The organism is Arenimonas metalli CF5-1, from assembly GCF_000747155.1.
In the GTDB taxonomy this organism is placed as follows: domain Bacteria; phylum Pseudomonadota; class Gammaproteobacteria; order Xanthomonadales; family Xanthomonadaceae; genus Arenimonas; species Arenimonas metalli.
In genome coordinates this window covers 12,862-34,235 of sequence record NZ_AVCK01000024.1, presented here as the reverse complement: position 1 = coordinate 34,235, position 21,374 = coordinate 12,862, and the positions used below count along the sequence as shown (strand labels likewise).

At 70.7% G+C, this 21,374-nt stretch carries 24 protein-coding genes; 5 read left to right on the top strand and 19 right to left on the bottom strand.

What is annotated here, in order from left to right; all coding sequences use genetic code 11:
• Nucleotides 1-10 precede the first annotated feature (10 nt).
• The 13 genes from ptsP to N787_RS09160 all read right to left on the bottom strand — a co-directional run bounded on the left by ptsP (nt 11) and on the right by N787_RS09160 (nt 10,152).
• A complete protein-coding gene (gene ptsP, locus N787_RS09220) occupies nt 11-1,723 on the bottom strand; it encodes a phosphoenolpyruvate--protein phosphotransferase (protein WP_034212968.1) in 1,713 nt (570 codons plus the stop codon).
• Complete coding sequence (locus N787_RS09215; RefSeq protein WP_034212966.1) at nt 1,723-1,992, bottom strand: HPr family phosphocarrier protein; 270 nt, start codon at nt 1,990-1,992, stop codon at nt 1,723-1,725. Before N787_RS09215 ends, ptsP begins: the two co-directional genes overlap by 1 nt.
• Nucleotides 1,985-2,377 carry a PTS sugar transporter subunit IIA gene (locus N787_RS09210; protein ID WP_034212964.1) on the bottom strand — a complete coding sequence of 131 codons (393 nt, stop codon included), beginning with the start codon at nt 2,375-2,377 and terminating at the stop codon, nt 1,985-1,987. The genes N787_RS09215 and N787_RS09210 overlap by 8 nt, the downstream gene beginning before the upstream one ends.
• Nucleotides 2,378-2,616: 239 nt before the next feature.
• Complete coding sequence (gene rapZ / locus N787_RS09205; RefSeq protein WP_084590730.1) at nt 2,617-3,465, bottom strand: RNase adapter RapZ; 849 nt, start codon at nt 3,463-3,465, stop codon at nt 2,617-2,619.
• 23 nt (nt 3,466-3,488) lie between these two features.
• On the bottom strand, nt 3,489-4,439 hold the full coding sequence (hprK, locus tag N787_RS09200; RefSeq protein WP_034212959.1) for an HPr(Ser) kinase/phosphatase: 951 nt from the start codon (nt 4,437-4,439) through the stop codon (nt 3,489-3,491).
• Between the two features lies 1 nt (nt 4,440).
• Nucleotides 4,441-4,914: a PTS sugar transporter subunit IIA gene (locus tag N787_RS09195; RefSeq protein ID WP_034212958.1), complete on the bottom strand. Its 474-nt coding sequence runs from the start codon at nt 4,912-4,914 to the stop codon at nt 4,441-4,443.
• A gap of 7 nt (nt 4,915-4,921) precedes the next feature.
• Complete coding sequence (hpf, locus tag N787_RS09190; RefSeq protein WP_034212956.1) at nt 4,922-5,248, bottom strand: ribosome hibernation-promoting factor, HPF/YfiA family; 327 nt, start codon at nt 5,246-5,248, stop codon at nt 4,922-4,924.
• A 133-nt stretch (nt 5,249-5,381) separates the two neighbouring features.
• Complete coding sequence (locus N787_RS09185; protein WP_034212954.1) at nt 5,382-6,815, bottom strand: RNA polymerase factor sigma-54; 1,434 nt, start codon at nt 6,813-6,815, stop codon at nt 5,382-5,384.
• Nucleotides 6,816-6,849: 34 nt separating this feature from the next.
• Nucleotides 6,850-7,569 carry an LPS export ABC transporter ATP-binding protein gene (gene lptB / locus N787_RS09180; protein ID WP_034212952.1) on the bottom strand — a complete coding sequence of 240 codons (720 nt, stop codon included), beginning with the start codon at nt 7,567-7,569 and terminating at the stop codon, nt 6,850-6,852.
• Nucleotides 7,569-8,078 carry a lipopolysaccharide transport periplasmic protein LptA gene (gene lptA / locus N787_RS09175; protein WP_084590729.1) on the bottom strand — a complete coding sequence of 170 codons (510 nt, stop codon included), beginning with the start codon at nt 8,076-8,078 and terminating at the stop codon, nt 7,569-7,571. Before lptA ends, lptB begins: the two co-directional genes overlap by 1 nt.
• Entirely contained in the window at nt 8,044-8,607 is a 564-nt protein-coding gene (lptC, locus tag N787_RS09170; protein ID WP_034212948.1) for an LPS export ABC transporter periplasmic protein LptC, read from the bottom strand. Before lptC ends, lptA begins: the two co-directional genes overlap by 35 nt.
• Complete coding sequence (locus N787_RS09165; RefSeq protein WP_034212946.1) at nt 8,604-9,143, bottom strand: KdsC family phosphatase; 540 nt, start codon at nt 9,141-9,143, stop codon at nt 8,604-8,606. The genes lptC and N787_RS09165 overlap by 4 nt, the downstream gene beginning before the upstream one ends.
• A gap of 7 nt (nt 9,144-9,150) precedes the next feature.
• Entirely contained in the window at nt 9,151-10,152 is a 1,002-nt protein-coding gene (locus tag N787_RS09160; RefSeq protein WP_034212944.1) for a KpsF/GutQ family sugar-phosphate isomerase, read from the bottom strand.
• A gap of 71 nt (nt 10,153-10,223) precedes the next feature.
• On the opposite strand from N787_RS09160, the gene N787_RS09155 reads away from it, so the two are divergent.
• Together N787_RS09155 and murA are read left to right on the top strand one after the other, a co-directional pair.
• Nucleotides 10,224-10,454 (top strand): BolA family protein, encoded by a 231-nt coding sequence (locus N787_RS09155; protein ID WP_034212942.1) that lies wholly within the window; start codon nt 10,224-10,226, stop codon nt 10,452-10,454.
• Between the two features lie 100 nt (nt 10,455-10,554).
• On the top strand, nt 10,555-11,814 hold the full coding sequence (gene murA / locus N787_RS09150; RefSeq protein ID WP_034212940.1) for a UDP-N-acetylglucosamine 1-carboxyvinyltransferase: 1,260 nt from the start codon (nt 10,555-10,557) through the stop codon (nt 11,812-11,814).
• 88 nt (nt 11,815-11,902) lie between these two features.
• Here murA and N787_RS09145 read toward each other — a convergent pair whose 3' ends face one another.
• From N787_RS09145 to purM, 4 genes are all read right to left on the bottom strand, one after another.
• Nucleotides 11,903-13,597: a hypothetical protein gene (locus N787_RS09145; protein WP_034212938.1), complete on the bottom strand. Its 1,695-nt coding sequence runs from the start codon at nt 13,595-13,597 to the stop codon at nt 11,903-11,905.
• A gap of 127 nt (nt 13,598-13,724) precedes the next feature.
• The gene (locus N787_RS09140) at nt 13,725-14,432 is read right to left on the bottom strand and encodes a DUF3108 domain-containing protein (RefSeq protein ID WP_034212936.1); all 708 of its coding nucleotides are present in this window, start codon (nt 14,430-14,432) and stop codon (nt 13,725-13,727) included.
• Nucleotides 14,433-14,435: 3 nt separating this feature from the next.
• The gene (gene purN / locus N787_RS09135; RefSeq protein ID WP_052575326.1) at nt 14,436-15,128 is read right to left on the bottom strand and encodes a phosphoribosylglycinamide formyltransferase; all 693 of its coding nucleotides are present in this window, start codon (nt 15,126-15,128) and stop codon (nt 14,436-14,438) included.
• Nucleotides 15,129-15,375: 247 nt separating this feature from the next.
• Nucleotides 15,376-16,419: a phosphoribosylformylglycinamidine cyclo-ligase gene (gene purM / locus N787_RS09130; RefSeq protein ID WP_034212934.1), complete on the bottom strand. Its 1,044-nt coding sequence runs from the start codon at nt 16,417-16,419 to the stop codon at nt 15,376-15,378.
• Between the two features lie 172 nt (nt 16,420-16,591).
• Here purM and N787_RS09125 point away from each other — a divergent pair, with 172 nt between their 5' ends.
• The 3 genes from N787_RS09125 to hda are packed head-to-tail and all read left to right on the top strand — an operon-like array spanning nt 16,592 to nt 19,589.
• Nucleotides 16,592-17,782, top strand: a complete 1,191-nt coding sequence (locus tag N787_RS09125) for a DUF2066 domain-containing protein (protein ID WP_156968970.1) — start codon at nt 16,592-16,594, stop codon at nt 17,780-17,782.
• A complete protein-coding gene (locus tag N787_RS09120) occupies nt 17,779-18,894 on the top strand; it encodes an AI-2E family transporter (RefSeq protein WP_245593992.1) in 1,116 nt (371 codons plus the stop codon). Before N787_RS09125 ends, N787_RS09120 begins: the two co-directional genes overlap by 4 nt.
• Nucleotides 18,891-19,589, top strand: coding sequence for a DnaA regulatory inactivator Hda (gene hda / locus N787_RS09115; RefSeq protein ID WP_034212932.1), 699 nt, complete (start codon nt 18,891-18,893; stop codon nt 19,587-19,589). Before N787_RS09120 ends, hda begins: the two co-directional genes overlap by 4 nt.
• A 3-nt stretch (nt 19,590-19,592) precedes the next feature.
• Here hda and murU read toward each other — a convergent pair whose 3' ends face one another.
• Both murU and N787_RS09105 read right to left on the bottom strand, forming a co-directional pair.
• Nucleotides 19,593-20,279 (bottom strand): N-acetylmuramate alpha-1-phosphate uridylyltransferase MurU, encoded by a 687-nt coding sequence (gene murU / locus N787_RS09110; protein WP_034212930.1) that lies wholly within the window; start codon nt 20,277-20,279, stop codon nt 19,593-19,595.
• Nucleotides 20,276-21,277, bottom strand: a complete 1,002-nt coding sequence (locus N787_RS09105; protein WP_034212928.1) for an aminoglycoside phosphotransferase family protein — start codon at nt 21,275-21,277, stop codon at nt 20,276-20,278. The genes murU and N787_RS09105 overlap by 4 nt, the downstream gene beginning before the upstream one ends.
• Between the last annotated feature and the right edge of the window lie 97 nt (nt 21,278-21,374).

The window sequence follows — 21,374 nt, the reverse complement described above, 5'->3', positions numbered from 1 at the left end:
CTCTCCAGCTTCACCGCGCCAGCCATTTTTCGATGGCAAGACGATCATGGGCGCGGAGGAGGGACTGGGCGCGGCGGCGGAGGCTGGCGTGGTCGGCGTCGCGGATGGCGCGGCGGACCTCCAGCAGCGTCGACGGGTGCAGGCTGAAGTCGCGCAGGCCCAGGGCCAGCAGCAGCGGCACGTTGGCGGCCTCGCCGGCCATTTCGCCGCAGACCGCCACCGGGATGCCGTTGCGGCGGCCGTAGCTGAAGACCTCGGCCAGCAGCCGCAGCATCGCCGGATGCCGCGGCGTGTACAGCGAGGCGAGCGATTCGTGGTTGCGGTCGACGGCCAGCAGGTACTGCACCAGGTCGTTGGTGCCCACCGACACGAAGTCCACCAGGTCGATGAAGTCGGGCAGGCCCAGCGCCGCCGCCGGCACTTCGATCATCGCGCCCAGTTCGACGAACGGGCCGGTCGGCGCACTTTCCGCCAGCAACGAGGCGCGCGCGGCTTCCAGCAGGGCGATCACCGCCTGCATTTCCTCGCGGCAGCAGATCATCGGCACCAGGATGCGCACCGGGCCGTAGGCCGAGGCGCGCAGGATGGCGCGCAGCTGGGTCAGGAACAGCGCCTCGTGGGCGAGCGAGAGCCGCACGCCGCGCAGGCCCAGGGCCGGGTTGGGCTCGGTGCGCAGGGCGAGGCCGCTGTGGTCGGCCTTGTCGGCGCCCAGGTCGAGCGTGCGGATGGTGACCACGCGGCCGGCCATGCCCAGCACCAGGTCGCGGTAGGCGAGGAACTGTTCGTCCTCGGTCGGCAGCTCGCGCCGCTGCAGGAACAGGAACTCGGTGCGGTAGAGGCCAATGCCGTCGGCGCCGAGGGAATGCGCCTCGGCGACGTCCTCGCGCGATTCGGCGTTGGCGTACAGGCGGATGTCGACGCCGTCCTGCGTGCGCGTGGGCTGGCGACGCAGGCGCGTCAGCTGCGCCTGCTCCTTGCCGAGCTCGGCGGCGCGGCGGTGGTAGCGCTTGAGGTCGGCCGGGCCGGGCTCGAGCACCAGCTCGCCGGTGGCGGCGTCCACCATCAGGGCGTCGCCGTCGTTGGCCAGCGCCAGCAGCTCGCCGGCACCCAGCACCAGCGGCAGGTGCAGGCTGCGCGCCAGGATCGCGCTGTGCGAGAGCGGGCTGCCGCTGGCGGCGACCACCGCCACCACGCCCTGCGCCTGCAGCTCGGCCAGCTCCTGCGGCGCGACCGCGTCGCACACCAGGATCTCGCCGGACAGACCGGTGGTGGCGTCGTCGCCGCGCCGCTGCAGGGCCGCGTGCACGCGGCCGATCACGTGGTCCAGGTCCTCGCGCCGACTGCGGAAGTAGTCGTCGTGCATGCCCTCGAACACCGCGGCCAGGCGGTCGCGCTGCAGCTTCAGGGCGTAGTCGGCGGAATAGCGGCCGGTGCTGACCAGATCATCAAGGCCGTGCAGCAGCTCCGGGTCGTCCAGGATCATCGCGTGCAGGTCGAGGAACTCGCCCACCTCCTGCGCCAGCGCGCCGTGCAGGCGCTCGCGCAGGCCATGCAGTTCGGCGCGGGCCGCATCGAGCGCGCGGTGCAGCCGCAGGATCTCGCCAGGCACGTCCTCGGCGCGGATGCGCTGTTCGCTGACCACCAGCGCCTGCGGATGCCGGACGCGGACCCGCCCGAGCGCGATGCCCCGGGATGCCGGCTGGCCGCGCAGGGCGCGCCGCATCAGCCGTCCTCGTCGAACCGGCGCTCGAACAGCGCCACGGCCGCTTCCATCGCCGCCGCCTCGTCGTCGCCGTCCACGCGCAGCACCAGGCTGGCGCCGGGCGCGGCGGCCAGCAGCAGCACGCCCATGATGGACTTGGCGTTGACCTCGCGGCCACGGCCGACCAACGAGGCCTGGCACTGGAAGCCGGACAGCAGCTGCACCAGCTTGGCCGCCGCGCGCGCGTGCAGGCCCAGCCGGTTCACCACCTTGAGTTCACGTTCAAGCATCGTCGATCACCACGCCATTGCGCGCGCCGGCGGCCGCCGTGCGCGCGAGTTCATCCAGGCCCTGCTCGGGATAGTTGAGCGCGCGCAGCAGCATCGGCAGCGACAGGCCGCTGATGCGGTGGCAGGGCGTTCCGAGCCGGGAAAGTCGTTCCGCCACGCGGGCCGGGGTGGCGCCATAAAGATCAACCAGCAGCAGCACGCCGTCGCCGCCATCGACCTTGCGCAGCGCCGCGCTGGCGCCGGGCAGCACGGTGTCGGCATCGGCATCCCACGGCACGTCGAAGGCCTCCACCGCCAGCGGCATCGCACCCACGAGCCGCCGCGCGGCCGCCAGCAAGGGGCTGGCGACGCCTTCGTGGCTGACCATGAGGATTCCGACGGGCATGCCTGAACATTACCAGACGGCCGGGGTCCTACAAATCGATCGTGTTTAAACGCGGATCAAGGCGGATGGGCGCGGATAAAAGCGGATGAATCCAGAAAAACGCAGAGAGACACTGAAGGGCTGGTCTCGCCGCGGCCCAATCCCAAGTCTTTGTCTTATCCGCTTTTATCCGCGTCCATCCGCCTTGATCCGCGTTCGAACGAGAAGCCTCGGGACTGAAGTCCCTCCCACAGGGGGGCTTACTCGAGTTCGCGGTGGAAGGTGACGACGCCTTCGCGGCCCTGGTCGCGGAAGTGGCGGGCCAGGGATTCAGCCAGGTAGACCGAGCGGTGGCGGCCGCCGGTGCAGCCGAAAGCCACGGTGAGGTAGCTGCGGGTCTCGGCTTCGAAGCGCGGTATCCAGGTGTCGAGGAAGGCGGTGACCTGGCCGCGGAACTCCTGCACCAGCGCATCCCGGTCCAGGTGCTCACGCACGGCGGCGTCCCGGCCCGAAAGCGGGCGCAGGCGCGCGTCCCAGTGCGGGTTGGGCAGGGCGCGCGCGTCGAACACGAAATCGGCGTCGGCCGGCAGCCCGCGCTTGTAGGCGAAGGACTCGAACAGCAGCGACAGGCCCTGGTGCGCGCCGACGCCCAGCTCGGTGATCACCTGCCGGCGCATCTGGTGCACGTTCATCTCGGACGTGTCCATCACCAGGTCGGCGATCGCCCGCAGCGGGCGCATGCGCTTGCGCTCGAGCACGATCGCGTCGGCCAGCGGCAGGCCCTCGTGGCTGAGCGGATGCTTGCGGCGGGTGTCGGAATAGCGCTTGAGCAGCACCTCGTCCCGGGTGTCGAAATAAACCAGCTTGTGGTCGAAGCCCAGGTCGCCCACTTCCGACAGCCACTCCGGGATGCGGGTGAGGTCGGGCGTGCGGTTGCGCACGTCGATGCCCACCGCCAGCCGGTGGCGGCCGCGGTTGTCGCTGGCCACCGAGCGCACGAAGCGCGGCAGCAGCTCGGCCGGCAGGTTGTCGGTGCAGAAGAAGTCGAGGTCCTCGAGGGTGTTCAACGCCACCGACTTGCCCGAGCCGGACATGCCGCTGACGACGATGAGCAGCGGGCGCGCAGCCTCGCTCACGGCGCTTCGCCCTGCAGCAGGAACTCGCTGTGCCGGGCCAGGAAGGCCGCGGCCGGGTCCATGCCCTTGCTGCGCAGCAGGTGCAGGCGCACCGCGGCCTCGGCCAGCACCGCCAGGTTGCGGCCGGCGGCCACCGGCAGCTCGACCACCGGCACCTCGAGGTCGAGCACCTTGCGGCTGGTGGATTCGCCGGTGATGCGCGCCATCGCCTCGGCCGACGGGTCCTGCGCGCGCACCAGGTGCACGATCAGGCGCAGGTACTTGTTCTTCTTCACCGCGGTGTCGCCGAACATCTGGCGGATGTTCATGACCCCGAGGCCACGCACTTCCAGCAGGTCCTGCAGCAGGTCCGGGCAGGTGCCGTCGAGCACGTCGGGCGCGATCTGGGTGAACTCGGGCGCGTCGTCGGCGACCAGGCGGTGGCCGCGGCTGATCAGTTCGAGCGCGAGCTCGCTCTTGCCCAGCCCGGAATCGCCGGTGACCAGCACGCCGATCGAGTAGATCTCCATGAACACGCCGTGCAGCGTGACCCGCGGCGCCAGCGCGCGCGCAAGGTGGTACTGCAGCAGGTTCAGCAGCTCGTAGCCGCGGCGCGGCGAGGTCCACAGCGGGGTGTCGGACTCCTCGGCGGCGTCGCGCAGGTCGGTGGGGCAGGTCTGGTTCTGGGTGATGACCATGGCCAGCGGGCGCGCGTCCATGATCTTCTGCAGCACTTCCCAGCGGTTGCGGGCATCGAGGCCGTCGAGCCAGGCGAGTTCGGCCGAACCGATGATCTGCACCTTGTTGGGGTGGATGACGTTCAGGTAGCCCGCCAGCGAGGGCCGGCGCGAGAGGTGCTCGCCGCGCTCGAGCACGCGGGTGGCGCCGCGCTGTCCGGCCAGCCACCGCAGCTCCAGCCGCTCGCCCAGTTCGTCGAACAGCTCGCGGGCGCGCAGCCGGTCGGTCATGTCAGGCGGCCGCCGGGTGCGCTGCCTGCCACTCCGAGAGCAGCGCGTACAGCGCGGCCGAATCGGGCGCCTGGCGCAGGCGCTGGCGGAAATCGCCGTCGCCGAACATCTCGGCGAGGTTGGCCAGCAGCATCAGGTGCTGCGTGGCGAAATGCTCGGGCACCACCAGCGCGAACACCAGGTCCACCGGCTGGCCGTCCGGGGCATTGAAGTCCACGGGTTCGGCCAGGCGGAGGAAGGTGCCGGTGGCGCTGGCCAGGCGGGCGCTGCGACCGTGCGGGATCGCGACGCCGTGGCCCAGGCCGGTGCTGCCGAGTCGTTCACGGCCGCAGAGGCCGTCGTAGATGCCGCGTTCGCTCTCCCCGTCGGCGCCGTTGGCCAACAGCGCCGCCAGTTGCTCCAGCAGGCGCTTCTTGCCGCTGGTGGTGACGTTGGCCTTGACGCGGGCCGGGGAGAGCAGGTCCAGCAGGTGCATGGCGATGTCAGCCGAAGCTGTCCGAACGGGCGGCGGATTCGCCGCGGTGGTGGTCGGTCATCTTCTCTTTCTGCTTGATCACCAGGCGGTCGAGCTTGTCGGCCAGCAGGTCAATGGCGGCGTACATGTCCGGCGCCACGGCCTCGGCGTGCAGGGTCTTGCCGGGAGTGGAGAGCGTGGCCTCGGCCTTCTGGTCGAGCTTGTCGACGGAGAGGACGACCCGGGTTTCGAGGTGGTGGTCGAAATGCCGCGCGACGCGCGCGAGCTTGTCCTGCACGTAGTCGCGCAGGGCCGGGGTAACGTCGATCTGGTGGCCGCTGATGTCGATCCGCATGATCACGATCCTCCTGTTGTTGTCACGCACAGCTAAACACGGCCACGGGCAACGCGCCGTGACCGATGTCAAAAGGGGTGGGGAACTTTTCGCCGCGGGGGCGTGGACGGGCAATCGCCATCGGAGGGGGGCCTCAGGCCAGGCGCTGCCGTTCGTTGGAGGCGGAGATGTTCATCGCTTCGCGGTATTTTGCCACGGTTCGCCGGGCGACGGGGATGCCTTCGCCCTTCAGTATCTCGGCCAGGCGCTGGTCGGACAGCGGGGAGCGCGGGTTCTCGGCGTCGATCAGCTTGCGCAGCATGGCCTGGATGGCCGTGGCCGAGGCCGTGCCGCCGTGCTCGGTGGCGATGCCGGAGCTGAAGAAATGCTTGAACTCGAAGGTGCCGCGGGGGGTGCGCAGGTATTTGCGGGTGGTGGCGCGTGAAATGGTGGATTCGTGCAGCCCCATCTCCTCGGCCACCTGGCGCAGGGTGAGCGGGCGCATGGCCACGCTGCCGTGGTCCAGGAAGCCGCTCTGCTGGCGGACGATGGCCTTGGCCACCCGGGTAAGGGTGTCGGCCCGGGTCTCGAGGCTCTTGATCAGCCAGCGGGCCTCCTGCAGCTGGCCGCGCAGGTAGCTGTCGTCCTCGCGGCTGGCCTTGCCGATCAGGCGCTCGTAGTGGCGGTTGATGCCCAGGCGGGGCTGGCTGCCCGGGGCCAGGGCCACCTTCCAGACGCCGCCCTGGCGGTACGCGATCACGTCGGGGGCGATGTATTCGGCATCACCGCCGCCGATCTGTGCGCCGGGCTTGGGGTCGAGCGAGCGCAGCAAGGCCACGGCCTGGTCCATGGCCTCGGCCGGCTGCTGCAGCTGGGCCGCCAGCTTACCCGCACCCAGCCTCGCCAGGCCGTCCAGGTGCCGGCTGCAGACCTCGCGGGCCAGGGCCAGGCCCGGGGTGTCCTCGCTGAGCAGGCGCAGCTGCACGCACAGGCATTCGGACAGGCTGCGGGCGCCCGCGCCGACCGGGTCGAAGTGCTGGATGATGTGGAGAACGGTTTCGATCTCCGCCTCACTGGCGGTGATCTCCGGCAAAAGCGCGGCCTGGATGTCCGCCAGCGGGCCCTCGAGGTAGCCGTCGTCGTTGATCGCCTCGACCAGGGCCTGGCCGATGGCGATGTCGCGCGGGCCCAGGTGGCTGAGCTGGAGCTGCCAGAGCAGGTGGTCGTGGAGACCCACCGGGGCGGCGGCCGTGAACTCGTCGTGGTCGTCGTCGCCCTGGCCGCGGCGCTCGCTGCCGCCGGCGCTGGACTCGAACCAGTCGGGCTGCTCGCCGGGGTCGAAGTCGCCGCTGTCGGGGCTGTCGCCGGCGTCCTCGCCCGAGGGCGCGTCGGTGGGCCGGTCGCCGTCGGGCGGCGTGAAGGCGGGTTCGGCGTCTTCCTCACGCTCGAGCAGGGGGTTGGCGTCCAGCGCCTGGTTGAGCTCGGCCTCGAGCTCCATCGCCGACAGCTGCAGCAGCCGGATCGCCTGGCGCAGCTGGGGCGTCAGGGACAGCTGCTGGCCGAGCCGGGTCTGGAGGGTGGGCTTCATGGCACTCCGCGGGGGGACGGAACGCGCGCGGCACTCAGAGGCGGAAGGAATCGCCCAGATAGACGCGACGCACGTCGGCGTTGGCCAGGACCTCGTCGGGCGAACCCTGCGCGAGCACCCGGCCGGCATTGAGGATATACGCCCGGTCGCAAATGCCCAAGGTCTCGCGCACGTTGTGGTCGGTGATCAGCACGCCGATGCCGCGCTGCTTGAGGTGGCGGACGATGCGCTGGATCTCGCCGACCGAGATCGGGTCGACGCCGGCGAAGGGTTCGTCGAGCAGCATGAAGCGCGGTGCAGCCGCGAGTGCGCGCGCGATCTCGACGCGTCGGCGCTCGCCGCCCGACAGGCTGGCGCCGGGCTGGCCGGCGACGTGGCTGACCTGCAGCTCCTCGAGCAACGCGCCGAGTTCGCGCTCGCGCGCGGCGGCGTTTAGCTCGGGCCGCAGTTCGAGCACGGCGCTGATGTTGTCGGCCACCGACAGCTTGCGGAACACCGAAGCTTCCTGCGGCAGGTAGCCCAGGCCGCGGCGCGCACGCTCGTGCATCGGCAGTGCGGTGATGTCGTTGCCGTCGAGCAGGATCTGGCCGGAATCGGTCGCGACCAGGCCGACGATCATGTAGAAGCAGGTGGTCTTGCCGGCGCCGTTGGGGCCGAGCAGGCCGACCACTTCGCCCGGGCGCAGCGACAGCCCGAAGTCGTGCACGACCTGGCGCGATTTGTAGCTCTTGGCCAGCCCCGCCGCGGTCAGCATCAGTTGGCCGGCGCGGTCTTGGGCAGGATGCGCATGGAAATACCCTGACCGTCGCCGCCACCTTCGATGCGGCCGGTGTCGAGGTTGTACTTCAGGGTCTCGCCGCGCACGCTGCCGCGCGGCTGCTCGATCAGCACGGCGCCGGTAAGCACCATGATCTCGCTGGTTCGGTCGTAGACGACGCGCTGGGCGCGGGCGTCCATCGGCTCGCCGGTATCGGACACCTGGCGCAGCCGCGCCGGCGCGCCGGTGAGCACGATCTGCGAGATGTCGCCGCCGGCGCGATGGATCTCGGCGCGGTCGGCGTCCACCTCGAGCGTGCCCTGGCGGATGCGGACGTTCCCGTTCATCGTGGTCACGGCATCGTCGCCGAGCAGCGCGTCGGTGCTGTCGGCATCGATGTCCATCGGCTGGCTGCGGTCGGTGGACCGGGCGAAGGCCGGGCCGGTGGCGGCGAGGCAGAGGATCAGCAGGCTAGTTGCGGCGGGGCGCATAGTGTCCTTTGACATCGTTCAGCAGCTGGAAACGCTTGGCCGACATGTCCACGTCGAGGCCGGTGCCCACGAGTATAGAGTCGCCGTGGGTGACGGTCACGGGCCCGGCGGCGTCGGCCCGGTCCACGTCCGGCAGCACCCGCAGGCGGTCGGTGGCGAAGCGCACGCGCAGGCCGGCCTCGGACGGCGGGCCGACCATCTCGACCTGGCGCAGCAGGTGCACCTGGTCGGCGCCCGGGCTGACCCAGGCGGCCTCGGAGCTGGCCTGCCAGCGCCCGCCCTGCGAGGCCGGAAAGGAGAAGCGCGGCTCGACCAGGCTCAGGCTCTTGCCGCCGACGTCGCGCTGCAGGTAGGGACCGCGCACCGTGAAGGACTCGCGGCCCTCCTTGTCGAGCGTGGTCAGTTCGTAGTCGCGCAGGATGTAGTCGGAGCGCTGCGGCACCTCCACCGGCGGCCGCTGGCGCTGGCTCCACTGCCACACGGCCAGGCTCACCAGCACCAGCGCCAGCAGGCCGAGCACGCCGTTGAGCCAGGCGCGGCTCATTCGATGCCGAAGCGGGCGAGCACGGCGGCGCGCAGGCCGCGCGCCTCGAGCAGCAGGTCGCAGAGCTCGCGCACCGCGCCTTCGCCGCCGCGGGCGCGGGTCTGCCAGTGCACGCGTTCGGCGACCCAGGGATGGGCATTGGCCGGGGCCACGGCCAGCCCAGCCAGCGCCAGCGCCGGCAGGTCGGGCAGGTCGTCGCCCATGTGCGCGGTTTCCAGCGCCCCGATGCCGAGCTGCGCGCAGAGCATGCGCAGGGTGGCGGCCTTGTCCTTCACGCCGGTGTGCACGTGGGCGATGCGCAGGTCGCGGGCGCGGGCCAGCACGGCGGCGCTTTCGCGCGCGGTGACGAGCGCGACGGCGATGCCGTGGTCCTCGAGCAGGCGCAGGCCTTGGCCGTCGAGCACGTGGAAGGCCTTGGATTCCTTGCCGTCGGCGTCGTAATGCAGGCGGCCATCGGTGAGCGTGCCGTCGACGTCGAAGCAGGCCAGGCGGATGCCGGCGGCGCGGGCGCGGAGGTCGCTGTCGGAGAGGATCATGGCCGGATCAGACCACGCGTGCGCGCAACAGGTCATGAATGTTCAGGGCGCCGACGACCTTGCGCTGCGCATCCACCACGACCAGCGAGCTGATCTTGAACTCTTCCATCAGGTGCGCGGCCTCGACCGCCAGCGCGTCGGCGCCGATGGTCTTGGGCGTGCGGCCCATCAGCTTCGACACCGGGGTGGCGTGCAGGTCGGTCTGTTCGTCGTCGAGCGCGCGGCGCAGGTCGCCGTCGGTGAAGACGCCCTGCAGCACGCCGTCGGCATCGACCACGGCGGTCATGCCGAGGCGTTTGCGGGTCATTTCCAGCAGGGCCGCGGTGGTGCTGGCGTCGGCCGGCACCACCGGCACGGCGTCGCCGGTGTGCATGATGTCGCGTATGTGCAGCAGCAGCTTGCGGCCGAGGCTGCCGGCCGGGTGCGAGCGGGCGAAGTCCTCGGCGGTGAAGCCGCGGGCCTCGAGCAGAGCCACCGCCAGCGCGTCGCCGAGCACCAGCGCCGCGGTGGTGCTGGAGGTGGGCGCCAGGCCCAGCGGGCAGGCTTCGGCCGGGACGCTGGCGTCGAGGTGCACCTCGGCCAGCCGGCCCAGGCTGGAGGCGGGGCGGCCGGTCATGGCGATCATCAGGTTGCCCTGGCGCTTGAGCGCCGGGACGATGGCCAGGATTTCGTCGGATTCGCCGGAATTGGACAGGGCCAGCACCAGGTCGGCGTCGGTGACCATGCCCAGGTCGCCGTGGCTGGCTTCGCCCGGGTGCATGAAGAAGGCCGGGGTGCCGGTGGAGGCCAGGGTGGCGGCGATCTTCTTGGCGATATGGCCGGACTTGCCCATGCCGGTGCAGACCACCCGGCCGCGGCAGCCCAGCATCAGCCGGCAGGCGGCGGCGAAGTCAGCGCCGATCCGGGCCTGCAGCGCGGCCAGGGCCTCGGCCTCGACGGCGATCACGGCGCGGCCGCTGGCGGCCAAGGCGGCATCGGTGACGGTCGGGGCCTGCGTGGGATCGTTCATGCCTGGGGCGTTGGGGGTATGATGCGGGGCCTCATTGTAAGGCCTGCGCGCCAGCCGCGCCCCCGTCTCCCATGACCCCCGACATCATCCAGAACCTGATCGAAACCGGCCTGCCCGGCGCCCGCGCCCGAGTCGTGGGCGACGACGGCGTGCATTTCGAAGCCACCGTGGTCAGCGAGGCCTTCCGCGGCAAGCTGCCGCTGGCCCGCCACCGCATGGTCTACGCCACCCTCGGCGAGCGCATGGGCGGCGAGATCCACGCGCTGGCCCTGCGTACGCTGACTCCCGAAGAAGCCGCCTGACCCGCGCCCCCACCCTGTAGGAGGGACTTCAGTCCCGAAGCTTCTCGGCGAAAAGCTTCGGGACTGAAGTCCCTCCTACAAAGAACACAAGAAGAAGAACATGGCCAAGATTGTGATTACGGGCGGCGAGCCGCTGAACGGCGAAGTGCAGATCTCCGGCGCGAAGAACGCCGTGCTGCCGATCCTGGCCGCGACCTTGCTGGCCGACGGCCCGATCTCGATCGGCAACGTGCCGCACCTGCACGACGTCACCACCACCATGGAGCTGCTGGGCGCGATGGGCGTGCAGCTGATGGTGGACGAGAAGCTCACCATCACCGCCGACCCGCGCTTCATCACCTCCACCGTGGCGCCCTACGAGCTGGTGAAGACCATGCGCGCCTCGATCCTGGTGCTGGGCCCGCTGCTGGCGCGCTTCGGCCACGCCGAGGTCTCGCTGCCCGGCGGCTGCGCGATCGGTTCGCGCCCTGTGGAGCAGCACATCCGCGGCCTGCAGGCGCTGGGCGCCGAGGTCACGGTCGAGAATGGCTTCATCAAGGCCCGGGCCGAGCGCCTGCGCGGCGGCCGCTACGTGTTCGACATGATCACCGTCACCGGCACCGAGAACGTGCTGATGGCGGCGGCGCTGGCCAAGGGCACCACGGTGCTCGAGAACTGCGCGCAGGAGCCCGAGGTGGTGGACCTGGCCAACTGCCTGATCGCGATGGGCGCCCACATCGAGGGCGCCGGCAGCAACCGCATCGTCGTGCACGGCGTCGACCGCCTGGCCGGCATCCACTACGACGTGCTGCCCGACCGCATCGAGGCCGGCACCTTCCTGGTCGCCGGCGCGATGACCGGCGGCAAGGTCACGGTGCGCCGCGCGCGCGCCGACACCATGGACGCGATCCTGGTGAAGCTGGAGGAGTCCGGCGCGCACATCAACACCCGCGACGACATGATCGAAGTGGACATGCGCGGCCGCCGCCCGAAGGCGGTGAACCTGACCACGGCGCCGTACCCGGCGTTCCCGACCGACATGCAGGCGCAGTTCGCGGCGCTCAATACGGTGGCCGAGGGCGTGGGCGTGATCACCGAGACGATCTTCGAGAACCGCTTCATGCACCTCAACGAGTTGCAGCGCCTGGGCGCCGACATCCGGGTCGAGGGCAACACCGCGATCATCCGTGGCGTCGAGCGCATGACGGGCGCGCCGATCATGGCCACCGACCTGCGCGCCTCGGCCTCGCTGGTGCTGGCCGGCCTCGTCGCCCACGGCGAAACCGTCGTGGACCGCATCTACCACATCGACCGCGGCTACGAGAACATCGAAGAAAAGCTCGGCACCCTCGGCGCCAAGATCCGGCGCCTGCCGGGCTGATTTCGCCCGTCCCGGCGAGGGAGGGGCGTGGCTGAGGCGGGCAAGGCCAGCGGCTTGGTGAGAGCCAGCCGACCCCACGGTTCTTTGATCAGTCCGGCCCAGCCGAAGTGTCGCCGGTTGCCGGGCTGGGCTGGCCCGCCATGGCCAGCAGCGTGTTCGCCCCGGCAGGCAGCGTCTGTGTCGCGGATCCTGCTCCCTGCACGAGCTGCCGCACTGCGCCTTCCTGCAAGTAGTTGTTGACCTTTCGTCGCGTCAGGTCCTCGTGGAAATCCACGATGCGCGAGAACTGCGTGGCGCACTCATCCGGAAGGCGGTCCAGGCTTTGGATGTAGCGGTCGCCCTTGCGCGAGAAGGCGACGCTTTCCACCCTGGCCACGGCAACCCAGAACTCCACGTGCTCGATGCGGATCGCCTTCTCGGTCAGCGAGCCGTCGCCGGTGATGGTGTTGCCCGCCACCCGCTGCGCCTGGTCGTAGCTGCCCTTGAAGAAAATGCGATAGACGGTCGAAGTGAAGTCAACCCGGTTCCAGAGGCCGCGCGCCGCCAGGAGCGAAAACTGGGACGCCGCGAATAGGGACAGGGCCGTCAGCATCGGGGTCAGGCCGATCCCGGTGCGGGTCGCGACGAAGGCCAGCACCGTGGCGGCGATCCCGGTGGCGACGCCGAAGGCGCCGAGCGCGACCAGCGGCTTCTGCTCCGGGTCCTTCCATGCGCCCCGCAGAGCAGCCAGCGGCGTGCCGACGCTGCCCACGGCGTTCAGGCGCTGCCGCGCCTCGACGAGCAAATGGCCGCCGAAATTCCCGTCCTTCTGCCAGCCTGTGTTGCGGGACAGGACCGAGCGCGGGAACGGAAGGTCGTTCTCAAGACGGTCAATCAGGCCGGTCCCGAGGTTTGGGATGTCCAGGTCCTTGCGGACGTCATGGCCCACGCCTGAGGTCCTCAGGTCACGCGTCTGCGACTTCAGCGAGAAAACGAACAGCGTGCTGGCGACCAGCAGCACCGCCATCGCGCATACCGTCGGGATGACGAAGGTCGATGTGGCCCAGGGCGCCGGGGGCAGGCTGCCCGGCGGAAGCAGCCCGAGCAGGATCGGCACGAAGACCGACGACAGCAGGATGGCAACCGAGCGGTGTGGCGTGGGCGCGGCGGGGCGGTCCAGTTGCCTTGCCCCGGCGACGCCACTGGTGAGGTTTCGCCAGACCGACAGCGGGTCAATCGCCAGCAGCAGGTAGGCCGGCACCAGCCATGCGAACACCTCGGGCCGGGCGAAGATCCAGGTCAGGATGAAGCCCGTCGTGGCCACGACAAGGTTGACGATGCGGAGCGACTGGGTCTCGGCATGCCAGCGGATCAGCAGCGGCGCCAGTTCGAGTTTCGGCAGCCAGCTGTAGAGCTTGTTAAGCAGGGCGTTGTCCGGCGTCGGTTCCGGCAGCACCCCGTTGTTGAGGACGTCGATGACGTAACTGGCTTGGTCGGGACTGGCGCTCTTGGCCACCTTTCCGGTGATGGCGAACTTGCCGATGTCGTCCGGGTGGAACCGGAACTTCTCGTCTCGCCAGGCACGCCCAACCTGCGTGAGGCCCAGCACCAGCAGCGCGCCGGCGATGCCAACCATCGGGAAGATCTGGATCCTGAGCGCCTCGACTTCCCTGGAGAGCAGGAAGGCGAGCACGCCCCCCGCCAGCAGGTTGAAAGCGCCGAGGCCTAGATGGAAGAAGTTGGAGACACGAAGCGGATTGGTTTCGGTGGACTGGCTTGCAGCCTCGGAAAATTCGGTGGTCACTGCCGCCCCTGGACTTATTGCAACTCTGACTTCCGGCGTGGATCGCGATCCGATGCCACGCAGGCCCCTGTTGCGGGACGGTAGCAAACCGCCTTGGCTTGTCAATCCGAAAAAGCCTTGCCCCGGGTCAGCGCACCGCGGTGATGCGGAGGTCGAGGGTGCTGCCGTCGGATTCGTATTGCTTGATGCGCAGGGGCAGCCAGCCGCGGTTGCGGGCGAACCAGATCTTGGTCACGCGGCCGCTGTCGTCGTCCCGCAGGCGCTCGATGCGGATCGCGCGTTCGGTGCCCAGCGCGGTCTTGAGGCGCACGTTGGCGGCGGTGCGGTAGCGCTGGGTTTCCACGCCGCGGCGGTCGGCGACCGCGAACTCCATTTCCCCGCGGCGGCCCGCCGTGAGTTCCGCCATCAGCGCGGCGGTGACCGCGTGGCGGTCGAGCAGGTCGGCACGCCAGGGCAGGTCGGTGCGCTGGTCCTTGTAGGTGGCGGTGGCGGTGCGGCGCGCCGGGTCAACGCGCAGGGTTTCGCGACGCTCGTTCCAGGCGGCCTTCTGGCGCATGTCGTAGGACAAGGACTGCGGGCCGCCCGTGCCCCAGGCCAGCACCGAGGTTTCCTCGCGGCGCACGCCAGCCAGCGCGGCCACGCCCTGGGTGGCCTCGCTGCGCGTCACCATTTCCCAGCGGCCATCGGGCAGGCGGTGCAGCGTGATGCGGCCGGTGCCGATCGGCTGGCCGTCCTGGTACACCGCGTAGTCGGCGCTGAACGGGGCCGGCGGCGCGGCGGCGGTGGCTGCGGCCGCGGGCAGCAGCAGGGCGAGGGCGATCGCGAACAGGCGCATGGGTCAGGCCTCCTGGAGCTGGTCGTGGGCGTCGAGCTGAAGTGGTGCCGCCAGGTCGCGGCCGTCGAAGCGCACGCGCCCGCCGCCGATATCCAGCCGCCGCGTCGCCAGCAGGCTGCAAGTGGCGGCGAGCAGCGCGTGTTCGCGCGGCAGCAGGCGTGCGGCCAGGCCGGCGGCATCGTCGCCCGGCAACACCGGGATGCGCACCTGCGCCAGCCGCGGGCCGGCATCGAGCTCGGGCACCACCACGTGCACGCTGGCGCCATGCTCGGCGTCGCCGGCGGCGAGTGCGCGCGCGTGGGTGTCGAGCCCGGGGTATTTGGGCAGCAGCGACGGATGGATGTTGATCATGCGGCCCTCGAATCGTCGCACCGAAGCGGCGCTGATGATGCGCAGGTATCCCGCACACACGATGAGGTCGGGCTGAACAGCCGCCACGGCGCTGAACAGCGCTTCATCGTGCGCATCCCGATCGGCGAAGTCGCGCGGCCGCAGCGCGACGGTGGCGATGCCCGCCTCCCGCGCCAGCGCGATCGCGCCGCAGTTGGGTTTGTCCGAGAACACGCCGACCACGCGCGCCGGCAGCGAGCCACCCTCGATCGCGTCCAGCAACGCCTGCAGGTTGCTGCCGCGGCCCGAGGCCAGTACGGCGATCCTGTATTCCTCGGTTGGCTTACCGTCTGGGCGCAACTTCATTCCCTCGGCGGTGAATCAGGTGGAAGGCTTTTTTTGCCACTGATGAACACAGATGAACACGGATAGAGCAAAGAACCTGGATTGCCCCGTGGCACGCCCCGGCCATTCCGCGCTCGCCGTGCCCAACTGAAAGACGCTTTATCGGTGTTTATCAGTGTTTATCAGTGTTTATCAGTGTTCATCAGTGGCCAAAAAAGAGCTTCCATCAGCCCGCCTGCAAGTCCGGCAGTGATGCCATTCCAGCGGGTCAGCCGATGTGGACGCGCTCTTCGCCGCGGGCCTTGACGACCTGGCCGATGGCGCGGTGGGCGAGGCCGAGGCGCTGCAGGTCGGCCGAGACCGCCGCCACGTCGCCCGGGGCCAGCACCAGCACGAAGCCGACGCCGCAGTTGAAGGTGCGCCACATCTCCGGGTTCGGCACCGCGCCTTCGCGCTGCAGCCACTCGAACACCGGCGGCAGCGCGATCGCCGAGGCTTCGATGTCCAGGCCCAGGCCGTCCGGGATGACGCGGATGATGTTCTCGGTCAGGCCGCCGCCGGTGATGTGGGCCATGGCGTGCAGGTCGTGCTTGCCCAGCAGCTCCAGGATCGGCTTGACGTAGATCGTGGTCGGCGCCATCAGCGCGTCCACCAGCTTCACGCCGCCGACGTCGAGCTCGGCCGGGCGGCCGGCGCGGTCGTAGATGCGGCGCACCAGCGAGTAGCCGTTCGAATGCGGGCCGGAGGAGGCGATGCCCAGCAGCACGTCGCCCTCGCGTACCTTGGCGCCGTCGAGCAGCATCGACTTCTCCACCGCGCCGACGGTGAAGCCGGCCAGGTCGTATTCGCCCGGCGGGTACATGTCGGGCATTTCGGCGGTCTCGCCGCCGATCAGGGCGCAGCCGGCCAGCTCGCAGCCCTTGGCGATGCCGCCGACGACCGACACCGTGGTGTCCACGTGCAGCTTGCCGGTGGCGAAATAGTCGAGGAAGAACAGCGGCTCGGCGCCCTGCACCAGCACGTCGTTGACGCACATGCCCACCAGGTCGATGCCGATGGTGTCGTGGCGGTTGAGCTGCTGGGCCAGCTTGAGCTTGGTGCCGACGCCGTCGGTGCCGCTGACCAGCACCGGCTCGCGGTACTTGCCGGAGAGGTTGAACAGGGCGCCGAAGCCGCCCAGCCCGCCCATCACCTCGGGCCGGAAGGTGCGCTTGACCAGGGGCTTGATGCGCTCGACGACTTCGTTGCCGGCGTCGATATCAACGCCCGCATCGCGGTAGGTGAGGGGGGTGGGGGTGGTCAAGGGCGGCATCCGGGCGCGGGGAAGGGAGGCATTCTAGCAAGAGCGTTCGGGCCTGAAGGCCCTCCTACAGGCCCGCGGCCCCTGTAGGAGGCCCTTCAGGCCCGAAGCTTCCCGCCCGGAGGTTGGACGCCCCAGCCCCCCATGCGGCACCATGCGGCCTGTGTTTCCTGCGAAGCCCCCCATGCGTACGAGCCTGATCAAAACCTGCCTGTTGGCCTGCCTGGTGGCGCTTGCGCCGGCCGTGGCGATCGGGACTGAAGTCCCTCCCACAGGAGGGGCTGCGGTGGGGGTCGCGGTTCCTCCCACGGAAGGGGCAGCGCCTGAGCCGGTGGCGGGGCCGCTGGCCGATGCGCCGGCGGGCGGGCTGCCGGCCGAGCGCGACCTGAGCCTTTACCAGGGCCAGGTGACGCTGATCTCGCAGGGCGCCGGCGAGCGCCGCGCCGCCACTGCCCGCGCCCTGGCCCAGGTGGTGGTGAAGCTGACCGGCGACCCGCAGGCCGCCAACCATCCGGTGGTGCGCCGGGCCCTGGCCAGCGCGCAGACCTACGTCACCACCAGCGACACCCGCGAATCGAGCGACCAGCAGGGCAACACCGCCATCGGCGGCGTGCCGGTCTACCGGACCACGATGAGCTTCGCCTTCGAGCCCAACGGCGTGGACGCGCTGGTGGCCGCCGCCGGCCTGAAGTACTGGGGCGGCAGCCGCCCGCGGCCGATCCTGTGGCTGGCGATCGACGACGGCCGCGGCGCGCGCCTGGTCAACGCCCAGCAGCTGGCGGTGGTGAAGCCGCTGGCCGAGCGCGGCCTCGAGCGCGGCCTGCGCTTCGGCATGCCGGCCGGCAGCGCGGTCGAACAGGCCGCGGTGCAGACCGTCTGGAGCCAGACCCCGGCGCCGATGCTGCCGCTGACCGCGCGCTACGGCGGGCAGGTGCAGCTGCTGGGCCGCGTTTACCGCGCCGGCGCCGGCTGGACCGCCGACTGGGTGCTGAGCGACGGCGAGACCGAGCTCTCGCGCTGGTCCTTCAGCGACGCCAGCCCGCAGCGCGCGATCGCCTCGGGCGCCGACGGCGCCGCCGACGCCATCGCCCGCCGCGACGCCGTGCCGCTGCAGGCCGGCGAGCCGACCCAGCTCGCCGTCGCCGTGACCGGCCTGCGCGACGGCACCGATTTCACCCGCGCGATGGGCTACCTGCAGACGCTGGCGGTGGTGAAGGGCCTGCGCGTGGTGCGCGCCGAAGCCGATGCGCTGACGCTGGAGCTCGACCTGGCCGTCGGCGTGGAGGGCTTCGACCGCTTCGTGGCCGCCGGCAGCGTGCTGGCCCGGGATCCCGTCGTTGCCGACGGCGTGCCCACCTACCGGCTGCTGCCGTGACCGCGCCCGCCGCACCGCTGCCCGATCCGTTCAGCGACCGCCGCCGCTGGCAGTGGCTGGCCCTGGCCGCCGCGGTCGGCGTGCTGGTGTGGCTGCTGGCGCCGATCCTCACCCCGTTCGTGGTGTCGGCCCTGCTGGCCTGGCTGGGCGAGCCGCTGGTGCGCCGCCTCGAGCGCGGCGGCCGCTCGCGTTCGATCGCGGTGCTGCTGGTGTTCTCGCTGATGACGCTGGTGATCGTGCTTGCGGTGCTGCTGCTGATCCCGCTGATCGAGAACCAGGTGTCGAAGTTCATCGACTGGCTGCCGCGTTTCGGGGCCTGGCTCACCGGCACCGCGGTGCCCTGGGCCGAGCAGCGCTTCAAGATCGAGCTGGCCGGCTACATCGATCCGAGCGCGATCATCGAACTGCTCAAGCAGCACTGGCAGGAAGCCGGCGGCGTCGCGGCGACGGTGTTCGGCGGCGTGTCGAAGTCGGGCATGGCCATCCTGGGCTGGATCGCCAACCTCGCGCTGATCCCGGTGGTGACCTTCTACTTCATGCGCGATGGCGCCGGCATGCTGGCGAAAGTGCGCGACCTGCTGCCGCGGCCGGTCGAGCCGGTGGTGACCCAGCTCACGCACGAGTCCGACCAGGTGCTGGGCGGCTTCATCCGCGGCCAGCTCAGCGTGATGATCGCGCTGGGTGCGATCTACGCGATCGGCCTGACGGCGGTCGGCGTCGACCTCGGCATCCTGATCGGCATCGTCGCCGGCCTGGTGAGCTTCGTGCCTTACCTGGGCGCCATCGTGGGCCTGGGCGCGGCGGTGATCGCCACCCTGGTGCAGCACGGCGACCTGATGCACCTGGCGCTGGTGCTGGGCGTGTTCGGCCTGGGCCAGCTGCTCGAGAGCTTCTGGCTGACGCCGTGGCTGGTGGGCGACAAGATCGGCCTGCATCCGGTGGCGGTGATCTTCGCGATCATGGCCGGCGGCCAGCTCTTCGGCTTCCTCGGCGTGCTGCTGGCGCTGCCGTTCGCGGCGGTGCTGGTGGTGGTGCTGCGCTACGCCCACGCGCGCTACACCGCCAGCCAGCTCTACGGCGCCGACGAGTCGGTGATCATCAAAGAGCCGTGAGTACCCCGCAGCTTCCGCTGTCGCTGCGCACGCCGCCCGACCAGCAGTTCGATGCCTTCCATGGCCAGCCGGCCGTGCGCGATGCGGTGCGCGCCGGCGCGCGCGGCGAGGCGGGCGACTGGCTGTTCCTCGCGGGCCCGGCGGGCAGCGGCAAGACGCATCTCCTGCTCGCCGCCTGCGCCGAAGCCACCGCCGCCGGCCGGCGCGCCGCCTACCTGCCGCTGGCCGCGTTCGCCGGGCGACTGGGCGACGCCCTGGCCGCGCAGGAGGGCAGCGCGCTGCTCTGCCTCGATGGCCTCGACGCCATCGCGGGCAGCCGCGAGGACGAGGAAGCGCTGTTCCATTTCCACAACCGCGCGCGCGCCAGCGGCGCCGTGGTGATCTACGCCGCGCGCGGCAATCCGGCCGCGCTCGGCCTGCAGCTGCCGGATCTGGTCACGCGCCTGGGGCAGTGCGTGCGCTTCGCGCTCGAGCCGCTCGATGACGCCGGCCGGCGCGAAGTGCTGCGCCAGCGCGGCTTCCGCCGCGGACTGGAGCTCGACGACGCAGTGCTCGATTACCTGCTGCGCCGCGTCGACCGCGATCTGGCCAGCCTGACCAAACTGCTGGAGCGGATCGATCGCGCCAGCCTGGCCGCGCAGCGCCGCATCACCATTCCCTTCCTGCGCACCCTGCTGCAGGACGGCGCGGCCTAGCGCTCAGCCCAGCGCGGCGAGCCGCTCGGGGGTGCCCACGTCGGTCCATTCGCCGCGGTGGTGGCGGCCGTCCACCTCGCCGCGGGCCATGGCGGCGCGTAGCAGGGGCGCGAGCTTGAAGCGCGGCGGTGACTCGTCGGCGCCCGGGGCGGGGCCGATGACGTCGCGCCAGTTCGCCAGCAGGGCGGGGCGGTACACGCCGATGCCGGCGAAGGTCAGGCGCGCGGCGCCGTCGGCGTGCAGCCGGCCTTCGGCATCGAGCGCGAAGTCGCCGCGCGGGTTGTGCCCGGGGTTGTCCACCATCACCAGGTGCGCGAGGCCGTGCGGCTCGCGCGGCAAGGCGGCGAAATCGCAGTCGCAGAAGATGTCACCGTTCACCGCGAGGAAGGGCGCGTCGCCCAGCAGCGGCATCGCCTGCAGCATGCCACCGCCGGTTTCCAGCGGTTCGGCGCCTTCGCGCGAATAGTGCAGGCGCAGGCCCCAGCGCGAGCCGTCGCCGAGCGCGGGCTCGAAGCAGTCGGCCAGCCAGGCGATGTTCACCACCACGTCGCGGACGCCCGCCGCGGCGAGCCGCTCGAGGTGCCAGGCGATCAGCGGCTTGCCGCGCACCGGCAGCAGCGGCTTCGGCGTGTGGTCGGTCAGCGGCCGCATCCGCTCGCCCTTGCCTGCCGCGAATACCAGCGCCTTCATGGGCGCGGCTGGGTCAGTTCGGTGTTGCCGATGATGCGCTCGAGCAACGCGATCAGAGGCGCGGTTTCCGGATAGCGTGCGCCGACCTCGCGGGTGTAGCGCCACACCAGCGGCAGGTCCTGCAGGTAGCCGGCCTTGCCGTCGCGGTACCAGAGCCGGCAGAAGATGCCGAGCACCTTCAGGTGCCGCTGCACGCCCATCAGATCGAAGGCGCGCAGGAAGGTGGCGGTGTCCACCGTGGTCAGGCCCTCGGCGACGAGGCGCTGGCGGTACTCCTCGACCCAGGCGTTGATCCGCGCCTCGGGCCAGGCGATGTAGCAGTCGCGCAGCAGCGACACCAGGTCGTAGGTGACCGGGCCTCGCACGGCGTCCTGGAAATCGATCACGCCCGGGTTGTCGCGCGCGGTGACCAGCAGGTTGCGCGAGTGGTAGTCGCGATGCACGAAGACCTGCGGCTGCAGGCGCGCGTTGTTCACCAGCGCGCGGAAGGCGGATTCGATGACGTCCCACTCCTCGCACTCGGGCGTGTAGCCGAGGTGGCGCTTGAGCAGCCACTCGGGCATCAGCTCCATCTCGGTGACCAGGCGCGCCTCGTCGTAGGCGGGCAGGTCGCCGGCGTCGGCGCGCAGCTGCATCGCCAGCAGCGCATCGAGCGCGGCGCCGTAGAGGCGGTCGGCGGTGGATTCGTTGAGCTCGGGCAGGAACAGGCGGTCGCCCAGGTCCTCCATCACCACGAAGCCGCGCTCCGGGTCGGCCGCCTGGATCTCGGGCACGTGCACGCCGGCGCGGGCCAGGCGCGAGGCCACGTCGAGCCACGGGCGGATGTCCTCGCGGTCCGGCGGCGCGTCCATCACGATCCAGCTGCGGCCGGCGGAGTGGCTGCGCCAGTAGCTGCGGAAGGAGGCGTCGTTGGAGGCGCGCTCGAGGCTCGCTTCGGGATCGGCCAGGGCCTGGCGGGTCCACTCCAGGCGCAGGGTGTCGCGGGTAGGCAGGGTCATGCCGCGATTATCACCCGGCGGACACCTTGTAGGAGGGCCTTCAGGCCCGAAGCCCTTCGCGTAAAGCTTCGGGCCTGAAGACCCTCCTACAAACGGG